Annotated in this window: 14 protein-coding genes and 1 pseudogene; 8 read left to right on the top strand and 7 right to left on the bottom strand. The window is 73.7% G+C overall.

Going from position 1 to position 19396, the window contains the following annotated elements; genetic code table 11:
- Positions 1 to 175: 175 nt before the first annotated feature.
- Positions 176 to 601, bottom strand: coding sequence for a GNAT family N-acetyltransferase (locus tag B056_RS0130255; RefSeq protein WP_018505591.1), 426 nt, complete (start codon positions 599 to 601; stop codon positions 176 to 178).
- A gap of 286 nt (positions 602 to 887) precedes the next feature.
- Between B056_RS0130255 and B056_RS0130250 the strand changes: the two genes are divergently transcribed.
- Complete coding sequence (locus B056_RS0130250) at positions 888 to 1511, top strand: GNAT family N-acetyltransferase (RefSeq protein WP_018505590.1); 624 nt, start codon at positions 888 to 890, stop codon at positions 1509 to 1511.
- A 49-nt stretch (positions 1512 to 1560) separates the two neighbouring features.
- Here B056_RS0130250 and B056_RS0130245 read toward each other — a convergent pair whose 3' ends face one another.
- A complete protein-coding gene (locus B056_RS0130245; protein WP_018505589.1) occupies positions 1561 to 3840 on the bottom strand; it encodes a S9 family peptidase in 2280 nt (759 codons plus the stop codon).
- A gap of 5 nt (positions 3841 to 3845) precedes the next feature.
- Here B056_RS0130245 and B056_RS46270 point away from each other — a divergent pair, with 5 nt between their 5' ends.
- Together B056_RS46270 and B056_RS44995 are read left to right on the top strand one after the other, a co-directional pair.
- On the top strand, positions 3846 to 4160 hold the full coding sequence (locus tag B056_RS46270; RefSeq protein WP_076784804.1) for a helix-turn-helix domain-containing protein: 315 nt from the start codon (positions 3846 to 3848) through the stop codon (positions 4158 to 4160).
- Positions 4055 to 4372 (top strand): annotated as a pseudogene (locus B056_RS44995) (RNA-guided endonuclease TnpB family protein); the annotation flags it as partial. The gene B056_RS46270 and the pseudogene B056_RS44995, both read left to right, overlap by 106 nt.
- Positions 4373 to 4415: 43 nt before the next feature.
- Here the strand turns inward: B056_RS44995 and B056_RS0130240 are convergent.
- The 3 genes from B056_RS0130240 to B056_RS0130230 all read right to left on the bottom strand — a co-directional run bounded on the left by B056_RS0130240 (position 4416) and on the right by B056_RS0130230 (position 10826).
- A complete protein-coding gene (locus B056_RS0130240) occupies positions 4416 to 6197 on the bottom strand; it encodes an N-acetylglutaminylglutamine amidotransferase (protein WP_026240318.1) in 1782 nt (593 codons plus the stop codon).
- Positions 6198 to 6454: 257 nt separating this feature from the next.
- Positions 6455 to 9058 (bottom strand): carboxylate--amine ligase/circularly permuted type 2 ATP-grasp protein, encoded by a 2604-nt coding sequence (locus B056_RS0130235; RefSeq protein ID WP_026240317.1) that lies wholly within the window; start codon positions 9056 to 9058, stop codon positions 6455 to 6457.
- Between the two features lie 805 nt (positions 9059 to 9863).
- The gene (locus B056_RS0130230) at positions 9864 to 10826 is read right to left on the bottom strand and encodes a LysR substrate-binding domain-containing protein (protein ID WP_026240316.1); all 963 of its coding nucleotides are present in this window, start codon (positions 10824 to 10826) and stop codon (positions 9864 to 9866) included.
- A 111-nt stretch (positions 10827 to 10937) separates the two neighbouring features.
- On the opposite strand from B056_RS0130230, the gene B056_RS0130225 reads away from it, so the two are divergent.
- The 3 genes from B056_RS0130225 (at position 10938) to B056_RS0130215 (ending at position 13621) form a co-directional block, all read left to right on the top strand.
- On the top strand, positions 10938 to 11501 hold the full coding sequence (locus B056_RS0130225) for a peroxiredoxin (protein ID WP_018505585.1): 564 nt from the start codon (positions 10938 to 10940) through the stop codon (positions 11499 to 11501).
- Positions 11501 to 12040 carry a carboxymuconolactone decarboxylase family protein gene (locus B056_RS0130220; RefSeq protein WP_018505584.1) on the top strand — a complete coding sequence of 180 codons (540 nt, stop codon included), beginning with the start codon at positions 11501 to 11503 and terminating at the stop codon, positions 12038 to 12040. The genes B056_RS0130225 and B056_RS0130220 overlap by 1 nt, the downstream gene beginning before the upstream one ends.
- Positions 12041 to 12718: 678 nt before the next feature.
- Positions 12719 to 13621, top strand: a complete 903-nt coding sequence (locus tag B056_RS0130215) for a FadR/GntR family transcriptional regulator (protein ID WP_035753306.1) — start codon at positions 12719 to 12721, stop codon at positions 13619 to 13621.
- A gap of 28 nt (positions 13622 to 13649) precedes the next feature.
- Here the strand turns inward: B056_RS0130215 and B056_RS0130210 are convergent, their stop codons facing one another.
- Positions 13650 to 14531, bottom strand: a complete 882-nt coding sequence (locus B056_RS0130210) for a PaaX family transcriptional regulator (RefSeq protein ID WP_035753303.1) — start codon at positions 14529 to 14531, stop codon at positions 13650 to 13652.
- 231 nt (positions 14532 to 14762) lie between these two features.
- On the opposite strand from B056_RS0130210, the gene gltX reads away from it, so the two are divergent.
- Positions 14763 to 16256 (top strand): glutamate--tRNA ligase, encoded by a 1494-nt coding sequence (gene gltX / locus B056_RS0130205; protein WP_026240314.1) that lies wholly within the window; start codon positions 14763 to 14765, stop codon positions 16254 to 16256.
- Positions 16257 to 16560: 304 nt separating this feature from the next.
- Complete coding sequence (locus B056_RS0130200; protein WP_230203267.1) at positions 16561 to 17610, top strand: LacI family DNA-binding transcriptional regulator; 1050 nt, start codon at positions 16561 to 16563, stop codon at positions 17608 to 17610.
- A gap of 15 nt (positions 17611 to 17625) precedes the next feature.
- Here B056_RS0130200 and B056_RS0130195 read toward each other — a convergent pair whose 3' ends face one another.
- Entirely contained in the window at positions 17626 to 18231 is a 606-nt protein-coding gene (locus B056_RS0130195; RefSeq protein ID WP_018505578.1) for a TetR/AcrR family transcriptional regulator, read from the bottom strand.
- Positions 18232 to 19396: the final 1165 nt, after the last annotated feature.

Genomic DNA, 19396 nt, shown 5'->3' with positions numbered 1-19396 from the left:
GATCGCCGGTGCCCGGCCCGGCGACCGAGCTGGCCCGTCAGTTCGTCCGGGGGCTAACCGCACCTCCAGCCGTGATGATCACGCGACTGGGGGGGCGCGGTCGGCGCCGGCGGGCGAACGAGCGGAACGGGACGGGGTGGCCGAGGCCGCGGGGTCGGTGAGTCGGCGGGGACGATCAGAGCCGGCGGGCGAAGTGGAACGACGGGATGATGTAGCCGCTGCGCAGATAGAGGCGGTGGGCCTCGTGGCGGTGCGTGCCGGCGTCCAGGTGGATCTGGGCACAGCCCAGGCGCTTCGCCTCCCGTTCGACCCAGGCGAGCAGCCGGGTGGCGTGCCCGCGCCCCCGCATCCCGGGCATCGTCGTCAGGTCGTCCACGAGCAGGTGCCGCCCGTAGGCGAGCGAGCTGCTCTCCCGGAAGCCGACGGCCGCCACGACCCTCCCGGTCTCGCCGTCCCACGACCCCACCAGGCGGTATCCCTGCGGACGCTGCACCTCGTTCACCAGCTTGACGAACCCGGTCGAGGTCAGATGAGGACGCAGCTGCCGCATGGGATCGAAAGCCAGCCAGGTGCGTTCGGCCTCCAGCTCCTCTATCTTCACATTACGCATTGTTACAGCTCGATGGCGTGACGTGTGGACAGGGATGTGTGGACGGGCATAGGCGGACGCCAGGTGCGGATGACATACATCACGCCGGGCGTGGCGCCCGGGACGCGGCGCCCGTCCGGCGGCCCGGGCCCGCCACCCGGGCCGAAAACACCTCGCGAACTGTCGGACCCCCCGGCTAGGGTCCCCAGCGCGACCGGGAGATCGGCGCCGGTCGCGCGGGCCCGCCCACCGGGCGGGCGTACACAGAGAGACCTACAGGATGCCTTCAGGAGCAGCGTTGTCGCCGGCTGACCCACCCCGTCCCGACCCCCACTGTCCCGAGCCGCCCCGTCCCGGCGCGGGTGGCCCGGCGCTGAACGGTCCGCGGCTGTGCCTGCGGCCGCTGACTGTCGAGGCGCTGGGAGCGCTGCTCGGCGGCGACCGCGCGGGCGCGCAGCGGGCCACCGGGGCGGTCTTCCCCGATCCGCTGGCGGCTCCCCCGTTGGAGGAGGGCGCCCTCTCCCGGATGCGCGACCGCCTGGCCGCCAGCCCGGCCGAGCTGGGCTGGTGGGCCTGGCTCGCCGTCGACCGCGCCACCGGGGCCGCGGTCGGGTCGCCGGCGCTGTCCGGCCCGCCCGACGCGGACGGCACCGTCGAGTTCGGGTACGCCACCTACCCCGAGTTCGTTGGGCGCGGGTACGCGGTCGAGGGCGGGCGGCTGCTGCTCGACTGGGTGTTCGAGGACCCGCGGGTCCGGCGGGTGCTCGCCGTCGTCCCGCCGGCGCACGACGCGTCGGTCGGCGTCGCGCGCCGGCTGGGCCTGTCGGTGATCGGCCGGGCGCACGACGAGGAGGCCGGCGAGCTGCTGCTGCTGGAACGCGCGCGGGCGGACCACCCCACCGGCCCATCCGCCCGCCGCTGACCGCCCGCTGACCGTCGCGGGCGCGACCGGTCCGACGGCTCCCGTCCGGTCAGCCGACCTCGACCGGTCGCCCGGCCGCGACCGGCAGTCCGGCCTCGCCGAGGTGGTCCGCCGGCGTCCGCGCGCCGGTCAGCCGGCCCGCGACGAACTCCACCACGGTGCGGACGAACACCAGCCGGTTCGCGCGCTCGGCGACCTCGTGGCCCTCCCCCTCGAAGAGCAGGTACTCACACGGGATCCCGCGGGCCCGGGCCGCCGCGACGGTCTGCTCGGCCTCGCACACGGGGACGTTGGTGTCGTTGGCCCCGTGCACGACCAGCAGCGGGGCCGCGAGCGCGTCCATCCGGTGCAGCGGCGACAGCGCGCGCAGCAGGTCGCGGTCGGTGGCCGGGTCGCCGTACTTGGTGACCGCCGGAGCCGCGATCCACGGTTCGGTGTGCCGGTAGAAGGTCTCCAGGTCGGCCATCCCGCACACGTCGACGCCGACGGCGAACAGCTCGGGGTGGCGGACCAGCGCGGCCAGCGTCAGGTAGCCGCCGTAGGAGCGGCCGGCCACGCCGATGTGGCCCGGCGCGGCCAGGCCCTCGGTGACCAGGTGGTTCACGGCGCTCGCGACGTCGGCGATCCCGGCGAAGCGGCCGGCCAGGTGGTCGGCCTCCTCGAACGAGCGGCCGAACCCGGTGGAGCCGCGCACGTTCGGCGCGAACACGGCGATGCCGCGGGCGAGCAGCGCGTGGAAGAGCGGGTTGAGGACCGGGCGCTCCTGCGCCTCCGGTCCGCCGTGGAAGTAGAGCAGAGTGGGCACCGGCCCCGGGCCCACCCGCGGGCGGTACCACCAGCCGGTGAGCTCCAGCCCGTCGTGGGCGAGGAAGCGGCGCGCGACCGGGCGGACGAACCGGTAGCCCACGTCCTCCGGGCCGTTCGTGGCGACATCCGTGATCTCGACGGTGGGGTACGCCGTCGGCGTGTGCGAGATCAGGCAGCGGTAGGCCGGCCCGCCGCCGCCCGCCGTGCCCGCCGTGCCCGCCGAGGCGTCGGTCAGGTCGCAGGTCCACACCTCGCCGGGGGCGGTGGAGCCGTCCAGTGCCAGGAGCAGGCCCGCCCCGTCGGGGCCGGGGAGCAGGCCGGTGACCACCTCGCGGGGCAACGACGGCAGGGGGCGCGACGTCCCGTCGGCCAGGCTGTGGACGGCGAGCTCGGTGCGCCCGCCGACGTTCCAGCCGAGCACGGCCGTGGCCGGGTCGAGGAGCAGCAGGCGCTCGAGGTCCGCGTCGGCGCGGCCGGCGAGCAGCCGGGTCGGCCCCGGCCGGCCGGCCGGGTCGAGGAGCACCTCGAGCAGGCCCACCCGGTCGCGGCCGAGGTCGCAGGCGAGCAGGGCGCGGGAGGCGTCCGCGGCGAACGTGCCCGAGACGGCCGTGGCGGTGCCGCCCGCGACCTCGAACGCCTCGACCGCGACCCCGCCGGCGGTCCCGCCGCCGACCGCCCCCGCGGCCAGTCCGCTGGTCATCTCGTCGTTGAGCGGGAACGCCTCGAGCGGGGCTGCGCCCGGTCCCAGCGGGTCGGGCGCGTCGACCCGGGCCACCAGCACGCGCCGGGCGCCGCGCGGGCCCTCCCGCAGGAGCAGCAGCCACCGGTCGGCGGTCTCGTGGACAGCGCAGACCTGCAGGGCCAGTCCCACGGCGAGGTGGCGGCGGTGCCCGGCCGGGTCGACGGCGACCACGTGGGTCAGCCCGGAGCGGGCGGACTCGGTGACCACGAGCAGCCGCCCGCCCGCCGCCCACCGGGAGGCCGTGGCCGCGCACGCCTCCACGGCTCCCGCCGTGCCGGGCCGGACGCCACCGGCCAGCCGGTGCGTCGCCGTGCCGTCCGGGCGGACCGTGCCGTCCGGGCGGACCGTGCCGTCCGGGCGGACGAGGTGGACCTCGGTGTGCTCTCCGCCGCCCGGGGCGACGGTGATCGCGATCCAGGCGCCGTCCGGGGACCACAGCGCCGCCCGGACGTGCGCCGGGCCGGTGTCGAGGACCCGTTCCGTCCCGTCGGCCGCGCGGACCCACAGGGCCGGCCGGCCGGTGGCGTCCCCGACGAAGGCGATCGAGCCGTCCGGGCCGGGTGCGGGCCCGCGCACACTCGGCGGCGCGGCCCACTCGTCCACCAGGTCCCGCGGGGCCGGGGGCGACGACTCCACCGCTCCCAGGATCGGCGAGTCCACCGGTTGGACCGGGACGGCACCAGCCGGCAGCGCACCGGCTGGTGCCGCGGTGGTCTCACACCGCGCCGCGACGGTTTGGGGCGGGAAGCCGGTGAGAACCGACTCGACCGGACGGATCATCGGGTTTGCGGTGTGGCGACCCGGACCTTCATACCGGGGCGGAAACGCCGTCCCACGTCAGAACGCATGTTCGTATCCTTTCGGTAGAATGCGACCTGTCCCGGTTCCGGCTTTACCCAGCACCCGAACAGGCTGCCGTACTGGAATCCCACTGCCACCATGCGCGGTTTGTGTGGAATCTTGCCGTAGAACAGCAGGCATGGTGGACGCCGCGACGCGGACCGGCACCGGGTCACCAGGGACCGGGCCGGGCAGGAACGTCCGACAGAAAGCAGGCCCGAACCGGGCGATCCCGGCGAACGGGTGGGGCCTGCCGGTAAAGCGCCTTGAGGACAAGGCGCCCGGCCGGGTCGAGAAAAAACCCGCCGCGTACACCTCCCAGCTCTGTTCTGCCTGCGGGCATGTCGCCGACGCGAACGCGGCCAGGAACATCGCGGCGGGGCACGCCGTGACCGCGCGGGGAGGCATCGGATTGCCGAAGCCCGTGAACCGTGAACCTCAACTAACCACACCTCCTCTGGTCGTTGTGTGAAATTAATTGAAATCCCCGCCCCTCAGAGCGGGGAGGATGTCAATCACACCCCCTGTGTCTGCAGCCACATCTCGAGCAGGGCGGCCTGCCAGAGCGCGTTCGCCCCGAGCGTCGTGCGGTTCGAGTTCGGGTCGGCGAGCATCTCGTCGACCCAGTCCTTGCGGAACAGCCCGCGGCCCCGGGCGACCGGGTCGGTCAGCGCGTCGGCGACCCGGGCCAGGAACGGGCCGTCGAGGTGGCGGATCGCCGGCACCGGGAAGTAGCCCTTCGGCCGGTCGATGACGTCCGCCGGCATCAGCGGCCGGCTGAGGTCCTTGAGCACGCCCTTGCCACCGGAGGCGAGCTTCAGCTCGGGCGGGCACGCGGCGGCGAGCTCGACGAGCTCGTGGTCGAGGAAGGGGGTGCGGGCCTCCAGGCCGGCCGCCATCGTCATGTTGTCGACCCGCTTCACCGGGTCGTCGACCAGCATCACCGTGGAGTCGATGCGCAGCGCGGCGTCGACCGAGGTCTGCGCGCCGGGCTCGGCGAACCGCTCGGCGACGAAGTGCCGGCTGGCATCGCCCTCGGTGAGGTGGTGCGGCTCGACCATCGCCGGCAGCTCGGAGTGCGGCCGGTCGGCGAACACCCGCAGGTAGGCGTCGACGGCGTCGCCGCGCGGGACGCTCGCCAGCGGCGGGTACCAGGAGTAGCCGGCGAAGACCTCGTCGGCGCCCTGGCCGGACTGCACGACCTTGACGTGCCGGGCCACCTCCTGCGAGAGCAGGTAGAACGCGACGCAGTCGTGGCTGACCATCGGCTCGCTCATCGCGGCGACGGCCGCGTCGATCGCCGGCAGCAGCCGGTCGCCGGGGACGCGGATCTGGTGGTGGTCGGTGCCGAAGCGCCGGGCGATGATGTCCGAGTAGTGGAACTCGTCGCCGGACTCGCCGCCGGCGGCCTCGAAGCCGACGCTGAACGTGGCCAGGTCGCGCTGCCCGGCCTCGGCGAGCAGCGCGACGATGAGGCTGGAGTCCAGACCGCCGGAGAGCAGCACCCCGACGGGGACGTCGGCGACCATGCGCCGGCGCACGGCGGTGCGCAGCCGCTCGCCGATCGCGTCCCGCCAGTCGTCCGCCGTCCAGGAGGCGTGGTCGGCCTGGCGGGTGAAGTCGGGCCGCCAGTAGACCTCGTCGCGGGTGGTGCCGTCCGCCTCGACGGTCCGGATGGTGGCCTGCGGCAGCTTGCGCACGCCGGCCAGGATCGTGTGCGGCGGCGGGACCACCGAGTGGAACGACAGGTAGTGGTGGAAGGCGACCAGGTCGATGTCGGAGGACACCCCGCCGCCGGCGAGCAGGGCCGGCAGGCTGGAGGCGAAGCGCAGCCGGTGCGGGTCGCGGGCCACGTAGAGCGGCTTGATCCCGAGCCGGTCGCGGACGAGGACGAGCCGGCCGGTGTCACGCTCGTACACGGCGAAGGCGAACATGCCGGCGAAGTGGTCGACGCACCGGGGACCCCAGTGGTGGTAGGCCTTGAGGATCACCTCGGTGTCGGAGGTGGAGAAGAAGCGGTAGCCGGCGTCGACGAGCCGGTCGCGCAGCTCCTGGTAGTTGTAGATGCAGCCGTTGAACACCGCGGTGAGGCCGAGCGCGGTGTCGACCATGGGCTGGGCGCCCCGCTCCGACAGATCGATGATCTTCAGTCGGCGGTGGCCGAACGCCACCGGGCCGGTGGCCCACAGGCCGACCCCGTCCGGGCCCCGGGCCTCCATCGCGGCGGTCATCCGCCCCACCGCGGCGACGTCCGCCTCCCGGCCGTCGAACCTCAGCTCCCCGCTCAACCCGCACATAGTCCAGCTCCCGTCGATCGGTTGGTCGGACGGCCGTTCTTCCCCTCCTCGACGACGTCCGCCCACCCGGTTCCGGGGACCCGCCGGGACCGTCGGGGCGGGTGCCCCGCGATGACGGCGGGTGGCGCGGTGCGATGCCGAGGACCACATTCGACGGCCCAGGTTTCACCACAATGACAAGGGTGTTGCGGTGCGCGACCGTTCACGCGCACGCCGACGGCCGGCGGGCCCAGGGGACCGCCGGCCGTCGGGGACGCTCAGGGACGCAGCAGCCAGGTGTCCTTCGACCCGCCACCCCGGGACGAGTTGACGATCAGGCTGCCCGGCGGCGCGACCCGACTCAGAGCCGCCGGGGCGACCACGGCGGTCTCGCGACCGGCGTAGACGAAGGCCCGCAGATCGACCGCGCACGGCTGGAGCTCACCGTCGACCCAGGTGGGATGGGTCGACAGCGCGACCATCTCCTGGCCGATCCAGCCGCGCGGGTCGGCCAGGATCCGCTCGCGGACCTCGGTCAGCTCGAACGGCTCGGCCTGCGGGCCGATCACCACCCCGGAACCGCCGTAGCCGTCCACCACCGGCTTCACGACGAGCTGCTCGAGATGCTCCAGGACGTGCGAGCACTGCTCCTGGTCACCGCAGACGTAGGTCGGGACGTCGTCGAGCAGCGGCTGCTCACCCAGGTAGTAAGTGATCATCCTGGAGACGTAGGCGTAGACGACCTTGTCGTCGGCGACCCCGTTGCCCAGCGCGTTCGCCAGCGCGAGCGTGCCGGCCCGCACCGCGCGCAGCAGCCCGGGGCCCAGCGGCAGCCCGTCGGCGCCCGGCAGCCCGGTCAGCTCGTCCTCGTCCACCCGCCGGTAGAGGACGTCGATCCGGCGGCGCCGCCCGCCGTCGACGGCGTAGAGCACGTCGTCGTCGTCGACCAGGATGTCGGCCGGGGTCAGCAGCGGCACCCCCATCTCCTCGGCGAGGAAGGTGTGCTCGTAGTAGGCGGAGTCCTCCTCGCCGACGGTCAGGACGGCGACGGCGGGCTCCCCGCGCACCGCCGGCGGGGCCGCGGCGACCAGCGCCTCGTGCAGCAGCGCCGGCACCGCGTCCACGCCCAGGATGGCCCCGGGCGGGTTGAGCTCGGGCAGCGCCGAACGGGTCAGCCGCCGGCCCTCGACCGCGTAGGCGATCCCGGAGGGCACCCGCAGGTTGTCCTCCAGCACGAGCCACTTGCCGTCGGCGCCGCGGACGAGGTCGATGCCCGCCACGGTCACCCGGATGCCGCCGGAGCGTGGCGACCCGTCGCCGGACAGGACCCGGCCGGAGTGGCGCAGCCCCGGCGAGTCGTTGACCAGCCAGGCCGGGATCACCCCGTCGGCGACCGCGGCGCGCTCCGAGTAGGTGTCGCGCAGGAACGCCTCCAGCGCCCGCACCCGCTGGGTGAGCCCGGCCTGCAGCCGTTCCCAGTCGCCCGGGGTGACGACCCGTGGAACCAGGTCGAACGGGAACGGGCGCTGCTCGGTCTCGCCGTTCACCCGGAACACCACGCCGCGCTCGATCTGCTCTGCCTGCATGGCCTCGCCGCGTTCGGCGAGCACGGCCGGGCCGAGGCGGTCCAGGGTGCGCACGACGCCGCGGTAGTGCGCCCGGACGCCGCCGTCCTCCGCGATGACCTCGTCGAACCCGGACGGCTGGTAGCGGTCCAGCAGCGGCGGCAGCGCGGCCGCCGCGCCCACCGACGCGACGGTGCCCGGCGGGTGGACCGCCGACGTCGGCGACTCGCGGGTCTCGGCCAGCACGAGGTCCGCGACGTCGGTCAGCAGGCCGCGGCGGGCGAAGGCCCGCCGCTGACGGGACGCGGCGCTGCCCCGCCCCACCGCCGCCTCGGCCAGGTCACGGACCAGGTCCCAGTCGCCGACCTTCTCCAGGTCGGGGCGGACCTCGGTGACCAGTCGGCGCAGCAGCTCCTCGGCCGGCATGCTGCCGGTGCCCGACAGGTCCACGAGGTCACCCTCGATGCCGGAGCGGGCCGCCCGCCAGGTGGCCGCGCGCAGCAGCTCGGCGCGCGGCGGCGGCGCCGGCGCGCCGGCCTCCACCGCCTCGATCGCCCGGCACACCAGCGCCCGGAACAGCCCCGCGATCAGGATGACGTTGTCGACGTCCGGGCAGGCGTCGCAGATGCGCAGCTCGACGGTCGGCAGGTGGGCGGACGGCCGGACGTCGAAGTAGACCATGCCCGGGTCGCTGATGACGCCGGACTTCACCAGGTCCGCCACCAACTGGTCGTACTCGGCGGCGGTGCGGAACGGCCCGGCCACGCCGGCGGTCGGCCAGCGCTGCCAGACCATCGTCCGCATGCTCGCGTAGCCGCTGTCGGAACCGCGCCAGAACGGCGAGCTCGCCGAGAGCGCCAGCAGCATCGGCAGCCAGGGCGCCACCCAGGCGGTGACGGCCATCGCCAGGTCACGGTCGGCGACGTCCACGTGGACCTGGGCGCCGCAGATGAGCTGCTCGCGCGCGAGCAGCTGGTACTCCTCGGTCATCTGGATGTAGCGCGGGTCCCGCGAGACGTCCAGGACGGACATGTCGACGATCGGCACCGTTCCCGCTGCGGCGGGGCCGAGGCCGAGCGGCTCGGCCACCGCGGCGAGGCGGCGGCGCAGGTCTAGCAGGTCCGCCCGCAGGTCGGAGAGGTCCGTACAGGGCCGACTGTTGGTTTCGACCACGGAGCGCAGCAGCTCCGGGGAGTACTGGTCGTCGGGGAGGCCGCGCAGGATCTCCTCCGCGCGGGGCACCAGCTGCCTGGTAGCGAGATCGAGAATGTGGAATTCTTCTTCAACACCGACGGCCGCGATCCGCGCGTCGCTCATGAATACCTACACTCTGTCACTGTCGTACAGGGCCGAGGGGTCACGGCGATATGTCCTGAGTCTGTCACAGGTCGCCGTGAATCGGAATTCTTCGGGAGCGGTCTCCGATGGTGCCGCGCCCGGCGCGGAAATCGCCCGCGCCGCGGCCGCGCCGCCGTCCTCGATGTTCACGTCGGCTCCGAACCTCATCCTGCGCGGTCCGCCACGCATGGCGGTTCCATGCGGGCCGAGTCCGCGACGGCCACCGCTCACACGGCCGGAGCCGGGAGCGGGCAACGCCCTGCGCGCCGGCCGGAGCACGCGTCCACCCGGACCAGCATGCTAGTGGTACCCACGGGGAACCTGTTAAAACCGTGATGAAACACCCATGGACATCACGTCCTGCCTGCTCGCGGCGCATGTTCCGGGCGCCTGGGGACGCACCCGGCCGGACTCCGCGCGACGGTTCCGCCGGGGTCGCGGCGCACACGTTCCATCCTCGCGGGCGGCAGAACGGATCAGCCGCAAGCAGCTCATCGGGCACCGCACGGAGCACCGTACGGGTCGGCCACCGGCCGGCCACGGATCGCCAGGGCGCGCGGACGCGGGGCCACCGACCCGTTTCGGGATACCGGACGACGCGGCCCGGCCGGCGTCGGCTGGCGTCGGCCGGGCCGGCAGCGTGCTGGTACGCGCGACGATTCCGACGAATAGCCGCCGCCCACGCAAACACGCGTCGATTTACCGTCGCGGCGACGGCCCGGGACCACGGAAACGGTATTCGGGCACCGAGGGCGCGACGTTTCCCGGCCCGGTTGGGGCCGGATCAGCCGACCGGGACCGGTACCCGCTCGGGCGCGGGCACCGGTGTCACCTCCAGGCCGGTGCCGGGCAGCGCCTCCCGGATCTCGGCCGCGAGCAGGGTCCAGTCCGCCACCCGGGCCGAGGTCGTCCGGTAGGCCAGTCCGATGCGCCGGCGCGGCGCCGGGTCGCGGAAGGTCGCCGTCGCCAGGCCGCGCCCCTCCCCCACCTCGACGCCCACCGCCGCCGCCGGGATCAGCGTCAGCCCCAGGCCGCCGGCGACCATCTGCACGATCGTGGACAGGCTCGCCGCGCGCAGCGCGCTGCGCTCGCGTGCCCCGGCCTCGCGGCAGACGTCCAGGGCCTGCGCCCGGAAGCAGTGCCCGTCCTCCAGCAGGAGCAGATCCCGCCCGCACAGGGAGGACACCGGCAGCGCGGCGCCGCCGGCCATCGGATGATCGACGGGCATCACGAGCACGAAGTCCTCGTCGTAGAGCGGCAGCTCGGCCACCCCGGGCTCGTCCGTCGGCAGGGCGAGCAGCGCCAGGTCCAGCGAGCCGCCGCGCAACTCCTCCAGCAGCGCGGACGTCTGCGCCTCGCGCAGCCGCAGCCGGGCGTCCGGCCGGCGGGCCCGTAGCGACGGCAGCAGCCGCGGCAGCAGGTAGGGCGCCACCGTGGGGATCACGCCGAGCCGGATGTCGCCCGACAGCGGTGCCCGCGCGCGCATCGCGAGCTGGGCGATGTCGTCGACGGCGCCGAGCACCCCGCGCGCCCGCTGGACGATCTCCTCCCCCACCGGCGTCAGCAGCACGCTGCGGGTCGTCCGCTCGACCAGCTGGATGCCCAGGGTGCGTTCCAGCGCGGCGATCGCGCTCGACAGGGTCGGCTGGCTGACGTGCAGCGAGGTCGCGGCCCGACCGAAGTGCCGGTGATCCGCGACACCCACGAGGGCCCGTAGCTGAGCGAGCGTTGGCTGAGGTTGAGCCATAGGGAGAAGCTATCAGACTTGCCGAATCTTTCGATTTCTCTTCTGAGTCGCCGATCGTAAGAGTGGAGCCCGTCGCCCCACCCCGGGGCGCACCGAGAGGAGATCGTCCAGGTGCTGACCGTCGGCGACGTGTTCCCCGCCTACGACCTGACCGGCGTCGTGTCCAGCGACCCCGACACCGCGTTCGTCCAGGAGACCTCCACCAGCCGCACCGGGCAGTGGCGGGTCGTGTTCTTCTGGCCGAAGGACTTCACCTTCGTGTGTCCGACCGAGATCGCCGCCTTCGGCCGGCTCAACTCCGAGTTCGCCGACCGCGACGCGCAGGTCCTCGGCGTCTCCACGGACAGCGAGTACGTCCACCTCGCGTGGCGGCAGAACCACTCCGACCTGCGCGAGCTCCCGTTCCCGATGCTGGCGGACATCAAGCGCGAGCTCACCGCGGCCGCCGGGGTGCTCGGCGACGACGGTGTGGCGCAGCGGGCGACCTTCGTCATCGACCCGGACGGCGTCATCCAGTTCGTCATGGTCACCGCCGGCAGCGTCGGCCGGAACCCGGCCGAGGTGCTGCGGGTGCTCGACGCGCTGCAGACCGACGAGCTGTGCCCGTGCAACTGGCAGAAGGGCGAGGCCACCCTGGGTGCCGCGGCGCCGGCCCCGGCGGAGGTCGCGGCCTGATGGGAGTCGCCCGGCTGCGGGAGCTGCTTCCCGACTACGCCAAGGACCTACGCCTCAACCTCGGCTCGGTGACCTCCCAGTCGCAGCTGAACCCCCAGCAGCTGTGGGGCACCGTCCTGACGTCGGCGATCGCCAGCCGCGGCGCGACCACCCTGACCGAGCTCGAGACCGAGGCGCTGGAGCATCTCAGCCCCGAGGCCGCCAAGGCGGCTCGTACGGCCGCCGCGCTGATGGCGATGAACAACGTGTACTACCGGACGCTGCACCTGCTGGAGGACAAGGAGTACTCCAGGCTGCGCGCCGGGCTGCGGATGAACGCCATCGCCAACCCCGGCGTCGACAAGGTCGACTTCGAGCTCTGGTCGCTGGCGGCGTCGGCGGTGAACGGCTGCGGCATGTGCCTGACCGCCCACGAGCACGAGCTGCGTGAGCGCGGGGTGCCTCGGGAAGTCATCCAGGACGCGATCCGGATCGCCTCGGTCGTGCACGCGGTGGCCGTGACGATCGAGAGCCACGAGCAGGTACCGGCCACCGCCTGAGCCACCCGGGCCGCCGGCCCGTCATCCCCCCCAGCTGATTCATCGAGGCCCGGCCTCGCGGTCCACCCGACCGCGGCGCCGGGCCATCCTCATGTCCGGGGCCGCCCGCGGGCCACGGGGCCACCCACGAGCCACGGGGCCACCCGCGGGCCAGGGGGGCCACCCGCGTGATCGGGGCCACCCGCGGCCGGCGACCGCCGCGGCTCGCCGTGGTCTCCGTAAATGTCGACCGGCCGGCGAAGGCGACCGAGCGTGATCGCGAGCCGGTCCCGCGCGTGGGCCGCGGGAGTCCACCCCGGCCCCGGATCGCACCGCCACAACCGGAGAACACGCAGATCCGGCGCCTGACCGGGCTCTCGCCGGCACGGCGACGGCAAGGTCTGAGCATCCTCACTTCAGCACTTTGAGTAACCATGCCGCCGCATTACGCCAAGCCAGCTTTGGTTTACACCGTGGTCTGATTCCGCGCAGCCCAACCAGGCAGTCCATCCGATGTCACAATGCAACTTCACAAGCACGCCTTGTAGTCGAAGTTGGGCGACGGCGCGGCGACGGGCACCGACGGCTCCGCCCGGCGGAGCCGACCGCCGACGACGAGCGCGCACAACGGCGACACGGACGCCGCCGGCCGCGACAGGAGCGGGCACCGGCAGCTCGAGGAACTGGGGGACCATCACCATGGCGTTACTGAATCCGGCAAATGTGAGCCCGTCTCGGAACGGGCACGCGCTGCGGGTGCCCCGGCGCGGCGGCGAGGGCGCCACCACGACCGGACCCGACGGATCCGGCGCCGGATCAGCCGGCCCACCGCGGATCCCCCTGCTCCCCGAGAACAAGGTCGGTCAGCAGGTCCGCGTGCCCAAGACCGCCGAACTCGTCGCGGCCCAGCTCCGCCGCCAGATCGTCCGTGGTGAGCTCGTCGAAGGCGACGCCCTACCCCCCGAAGCCGTCCTCATGGAACAGTTCGGCGTCTCCCGACCCACCCTGCGCGAAGCCTTCCGCGTCCTCGAATCCGAAGCCCTCATCTCCGTCCGCCGAGGCGCCCACGGCGGCGCCCGCGTCCACACCCCCGACGGCCAGGTCGCCGCCCGCTACGCCGGCCTCGTCCTCGAACACCGCCACACCACCCTCGCCGACGTCCACACCGCCCACACCCTGCTCGAACCCGCCGCCGTCCGACTCCTCGCCACCCACCACACCGACACCACCCTCACCACCCTGCACACCGCCCTCACCCACCCCGACCCCACCCACTTCCACCACCAACTCCTCGAACACGCCGGCAACCAGACCCTCACCATGATCGCCGGCATGCTCCGCCACATCCTCGACACCCACACCACCCTCCCCACCCACACCACCCCCCACAACCACCACGACCACACCCACCTCCTCGACCTCATCGCCCGCCACGACACCGACGCCGCCGAAACCCACTGGCGCACCCACATCGCCACCATCCCCAGCCAGTCACCCAGCACCGTCATCGACCTGCTCGGCGCACCGCCCGCCACCCATGGCCGCGGCTTCGAGGGCACCCGACCGATGCCGATGCCGACACCCCGGAACTCCGCGGGCTGACCAGGTCAGGAGACTCGGGCCCGGCCGGTCAGGAGACCGTCGTGCGCAGCCGGACGAGGTCGGCCAACTCCGGGGACACCTCGGTCAGCAGCTCGCGGACCCGCGCCACCGCCGGGACGGCCAGCCCGTCGTAGATCTCGGCGAAGACCGTGCGGGCCTCCCGCCGCGGCCAGCGGCCAGGCAGCAGGTCGATCGGAAGATCCGGGTCGAGGCTCGGGAAGCGCCCCCAGGACTCCATCACCGCGGTGCGCGCGGCCAGCGCCTCCGCGCCGCGCACCTCGCCGTGGCGGACCCGCTCCAGCAGGGGAACATAAGTGCGGACGAACTCCTCGTAGGTGCGCTGCAGCTCGCTGAGATCCCAGGCGGCCATCGGCGGGCGGGGATCGCTGCGGCGCGCTTCCGACGTGGTGATCAGCACCGTCGACGCGGTGACACCCAGCTCGGCGAAGACCCGGCGGGCCGCCTCACCGGCGGACCGCGGGGTGACCCACATGCCGTCGTAGAGCGGGGCGAAACCCAGCCAGCGCAGTCGTGCCCGCACGGCGTGCCGCACGTCGCGCTGGTCCTCGGGGATGGAGAAGGCCGCCACCGTCCAGCGTCCGTCCCACGGGTCGTGCCGCAGGCCGAAGGTGAAGATCCGGTTCGCCGACGCGTCGATCGCGGCCGAGGCCTCCGCCGTCAGGCCGTAGTAGGTGTTGCGGCCGATCCGGGACGATTCCAACAGGCCGCGCCGCGACAGCCGGCTGAGCGCGGCCCGGGCGCCGACCGTGCTGACGTCGAAATCGGCGAGCAGGCTGACCAGCACCACCGACGGCACGTGCTCCCGGCGGCCGGCCCAGTAGTCACCGAGCAGGGTGGTGAGCAGGTGCTGGGGCTGCGCACCCACCTGGACTCTGGGCAGGTCGACCATGTCGACCAGAGGAGGTGCCGGATTCACACCTTGGGCCCCGGCCTGCGGCCGGCGGACGGCCGGGCGCCGGCCACGACCCGGATCACGGTCGCGACCTGCGAGCCGCGCGGGCGCTGTCACGCTCTCCGATTTTACGAGCCCCTACCGACATTCCACGCGATCGGTCCGGATCTCCTGTGGTCCGGGTGACGTCGGTCGTCTCCTGACGGGCGACCTGTACGCTCGGCGACCATGAGCACTGGACGGGTGCGCGTACGGTTCGCGCCGTCGCCGACCGGCATCTTCCACGTGGGCGGGGCACGATCGGCGCTCTTCAACTGGCTGGTGGCCAGGGGCTCCGACGGTGACTTCGTCCTCCGCGTCGAGGACACCGACGCCTCGCGGAACCGGCCGGAGTGGACCGAGGGCATCATCAGCGCGCTCGACTGGCTGGGCATCAGCCCAGGTGGCTACGAGGGCCCGGTGTTCCAGTCGGAGCGGGCCGACCGGCACGCCGAGGCGGCCGCGGGCCTGTTCGCCGCCGGTCGCGCCTACTACTGCGGCTGCACCCGCGACGAGCTCGCCGCCCGCACCGGCAACGCCCAGCACGGCTACGACGGCTTCTGCCGGGAGCGCGGGCTCGGCCCCGGCCCGGGGCGCGCGCTGCGGTTCCGCACCCCCGACGAGGGCACCACCGTGGTCCTCGACGTGATCCGCGGCACGCCGGAGTTCCCGAACGACACCATTGAGGACTTCGTCATCGCCCGGGCGGACGGCTCGGCGGTCTTCCTGCTCGCGAACGTCGTGGACGATCTCGACATGGGCATCACCCACGTCGTGCGCGGCGAGGAGCACCTGTCCAACACGCCGAAGCAGCAGCTGCTGTGGGCGGCGCTCGGCACGCCGCCGCCGGTCTGGGCGCACGTCCCGGTGATCGTCAACGAGAAGCGCCAGAAGCTCTCGAAGCGGCGCGACAAGGTCGCGCTGGAGTCGTACCGCGCCGAGGGCTATCTCGCCACGGCCATGCGCAACTACCTGATGCTCCTGGGCTGGGCTCCGCCCGGCGACGAGGAGATCGTCCCGTTCGAGACCATCGAGGCGTCGTTCCGGCTCGAGGACGTGAAGCCCTCTCCCGCGTTCTTCGACGAGAAGAAGCTGCGGGCCTTCAACGGTGAGTACATCCGCGCGCTGACCGTCGAGGAGTTCGTGGCCGCGTGCGAGCCGTGGCTCGTGCCCGCGCCCGGCTCGCCCGGCGCGCCGGAGGCGGCGGCCGGGGAGGACCGGGCCGTGGGCGCGACCACGACGGTGCCGGCCCCGCCGTGGTCACCGGAGCGGTTCTCCGCCGAGGTCTTCGCCGCCGCCGCGCCGCTGGTGCAGTCCCGGGTGGCGGTGCTGTCGGAGATCGTCCCAATGGTCGACTTCCTGTTCCTGCCCGAGGCGCCGGTGGACGAGACCGCCTGGGCGAAGACCATGAAGGGCCCCGCCCTCGACCTGCTCACCGAGGCGGCCGAGGCCTACGAGAAGGCCGCCTGGGATCACGACGTCCTGCGCGAGACGCTGATCGAGGTCGGGGAGCGGCACGGGCTGAAGCTCGGGAAGGCCCAGGCGCCCGTCCGGGTGGCGGTCACCGGCCGGACGGTCGGCCCGCCGCTGTTCGAGTCGTTGGCGATCCTCGGCCGCGAGGAGACGCTGCGGCGGCTGCGCGGCGCGGTGGAGCGCCTCGGTACGGCGGCGAACCCGGCCTGAACGTGCCGGCCTGGGCGCGCCGAGTCCAGGCAGCCCGTCCGCTGACGTCATGGGCCCGGGTCGTGGTTGGGACAGACCACGACCCGGGCCGGAGACCCGTCGGAGGGTGGGGGGTACCTCCGCCGGGTGGACCGGGGACCTTCGCAGCGACACCGTCATCACAGCACCGCCGCCATAAACGATGCTTAAGAACGGCTCAAGAGACCCTTGGATCCGGAGACGGTCACCCGCCGTGGACCTTGCGGGCTGGCATCGTGACCGACGCGACCTCCCGCGCGGGCGACATCGACCTTTAATGGAGTCGATGTCTACAGACCGCTACATCGAGCGCATCACGTCCCGCGAGGCGGCGGTGCGGCGGCCCGCCACGATCCGCGAGGTCGCGGCGCTCGCCGGCGTCAGCGTGTCGACCGTCAGCAACGCGCTGGCCGGCCGGCGGTCGGTCAGCGGAGCGTCCAGCGCCCGGGTGCGCGCCGCGGCCCACCGCCTCGGGTACCGCCCGGTCGACGCCGCGCGGCCGGTGCGGACACCGAGCCGGCACGCCATCGGCCTCGTCGTCCCGGACGCGCGCAACCCGTTCTTCGCCGAGATCGCGCACGGCGTCGAGACGGTGGCCCAGTCGTCCGGCTGGGCGGTGTTCCTCGGCAACACCGACCTCGACGACGCGCGCGAGGCCGACTACCTCGACCGCCTGGCCGGGGCGGCCGACGGCCTCCTGGTCTGCTCTGCGTCCGGGCAGGCCGAGCAGCTGCAGCACCTGGTCGACAGCGGCGTCGCCGTGGTGGCCTGCGACGAGCGCCTGGAGCTGACCGGCGCCGGCGGGATCTTCGCCGACGACGCCGCGGCCGGGCGGCTCGCCGCCGGGCACATCCTCGCCCGCGGCGCGCGCCGGATCGCGATGATCTGCGGGCCGGAGCACCTCGGCACGGCCCGCGCCCGCCGCGCCGGCTTCCGCGCCGAGCTGCAGGCCTCGGGACGTTCGCTGCCACCGTGGCGCTCGATCGCCAGCCGGTACACGATCGAGGCGGGGCGCTGGGCGGCCGACCAGCTGCTCGCCGCCGACCCTCAGGTCGACGCGATCTTCTGTTCGAACGATCTGCAGGCCGTCGGCGCGATGCGGGCGTTGCGGCACGCCGGCCGGCAGGTGCCCGGTGGTGTGCTGATCACCGGAATCGACGGAATCCCGTGGGGTGAGCTCACCGAACCGTCACTGACGACGGTGGCCCGCCATCCCGAACGGCTGGGGGCCGAGGCGGCCCGGCTCCTCATCGACATGGTCGGCGACGACGCCCGACCCCGCGAGGTCGTGCTGCCGGTGGAGCTGGTCGAGCGGGAGAGCACCCGCCGCGTCTGAGCACCGGCCGGGGGGTCAGCCGGTGCCGGCACCGGTGCCGGACGCCGGCCGGCGGGGCCGGATCAGGCGGTGGGCGCAGCTGACGAGGTAACGGCGGAACTCCTCGTCGTCCAGCGCCGTCACCCGGGGGTCGGAGCCGGCGCCGCGCAGCCCCGCCAGCAGCATGCCGGCCGCCATGACGGAGCCCGGGTCGGGGTCCGGCCCGGCGAGCAGCGCGACGAGACGCTCGCCCAGGGTGGGAAACTCCGGGTACCGCTGCAGGATGGTCGAACAGGTCGGATCGCCCTGCATCAGCCCGTATAACCGACGGTTGGCGATGATGAGATCGGCTAAGCCGACGATCATCGTCTCGACCTGGGTGGCCCGGGACCGCCGGCTCTCGGCCAGCCGCACCAGCCCCATGATCTGCTCGAGCGCCGGGCGCACGACCGCGAGGACGATCTCGTCCTTGCTCTTGTAGTGGTGGTAGACGGCCGCCTTGGTGACGCCCATCGCGTCCGCGATCATCTGGAGTGAGGTGGCGCTCACACCGCGCTCGGTGAACAGGTCCAGGGCGGTCGCCCGCAGGCGCTCCCGGCCGGCGCCCGGCCCAATCCGGCGTTCCGCCAGCTCGGCAGTCACGATCTCGGCCCTCCCATCCGGCCCTGGTCACCTCGCTCAGGGGGCCCTCATTGTGGCGCACCACACTCCCACGGGGGGACCGAGCAGGTAGATCCGCGCGAATCAGGCATCGGACGTCCGTCCGGGCCGACCGCCCCGAACGGGGGTACGGGGCACCGTCACGCGGCACCGTCGAGTGGCGCCGAGGAGCCATCACCGGGGCCACGAACGAGGGCCGGGCCGGGCGTCCGCGTGAAACCCGCGACGCACGCGGGCGACCCCGCAAGGAGACGGACTGTTGGGCACCTACCTGTACCGGCTCGGCCGGGCCTCCCACCGGCATCGGCGGGTCGTCCTCGCGCTGTGGCTGGCACTGCTCGGGCTGGCCGGCGCGGGCACCGCCACTCTCACCGGCCTGGGCACCGCGACACCCACCGGCGCTCTCACCGGCGCGGGTACCACCGCGGCCTCCGGGGGCGGGCTCGTCGCGGTGGGCTCGGAGTCGCAGCGGGCGGCCGACCTGCTGCGGCGACGGCTGCCGGGCGGCGAAGTCGACACCGCGACAGTCCGGCTGGTCCTCACCCTCGACGCGCGGCGGGGCACCCGGGGCCGCCTCGACGACCCCGACCGCCGGCGCGCGATCGAGGACGTCCTCGCCGCCCTCGGGCGGGCGCCGCTCGTCGGGCGGGTCGGTGATCCCTTCGGCGGCGGCGGGCCCCTCGGTGGCGGCGAGCCCGGCACCGGCGGCGAGCCGGGCGTCCCCGGCGTCGGGTCCGTCGAAGGCGGGATCTCCAGTGACGGCCGGACGGCCTACACACAGGTCACCTACACCGTCCGCTACGCGCGGCTGACCGCCGGGGCACGGGCGGCCCTGTTCGCCGCCGCGGACCCGGCCCGCGCCGCCGGCATCGACGTCGAGCTCGGCGGGACGGCGCTGGACGGAGTGTCCGAGCGGAGCCAGCTCGGCTCCGTGGAACCGGCTGTCGCCGCCGGCGTCCTCGTGGCAGTCGTCCTCGCGGCGATGCTTGGTGTCCTCACCGTGGCCTTCGGCTCGTTCGTCGCGGCCGTNCCGCCACGACACCGACGCCGCCGAAACCCACTGGCGCACCCACATCGCCACCATCCCCAGCCAGTCACCCAGCACCGTCATCGACCTGCTCGGCGAATAGCCAACGGTCCGGCGGGC

It is taken from the genome of Parafrankia discariae (assembly GCF_000373365.1).
Taxonomy (GTDB): domain Bacteria; phylum Actinomycetota; class Actinomycetes; order Frankiales; family Frankiaceae; genus Parafrankia; species Parafrankia discariae.
This window is presented reverse-complemented; position numbering and strand designations above follow the sequence as displayed.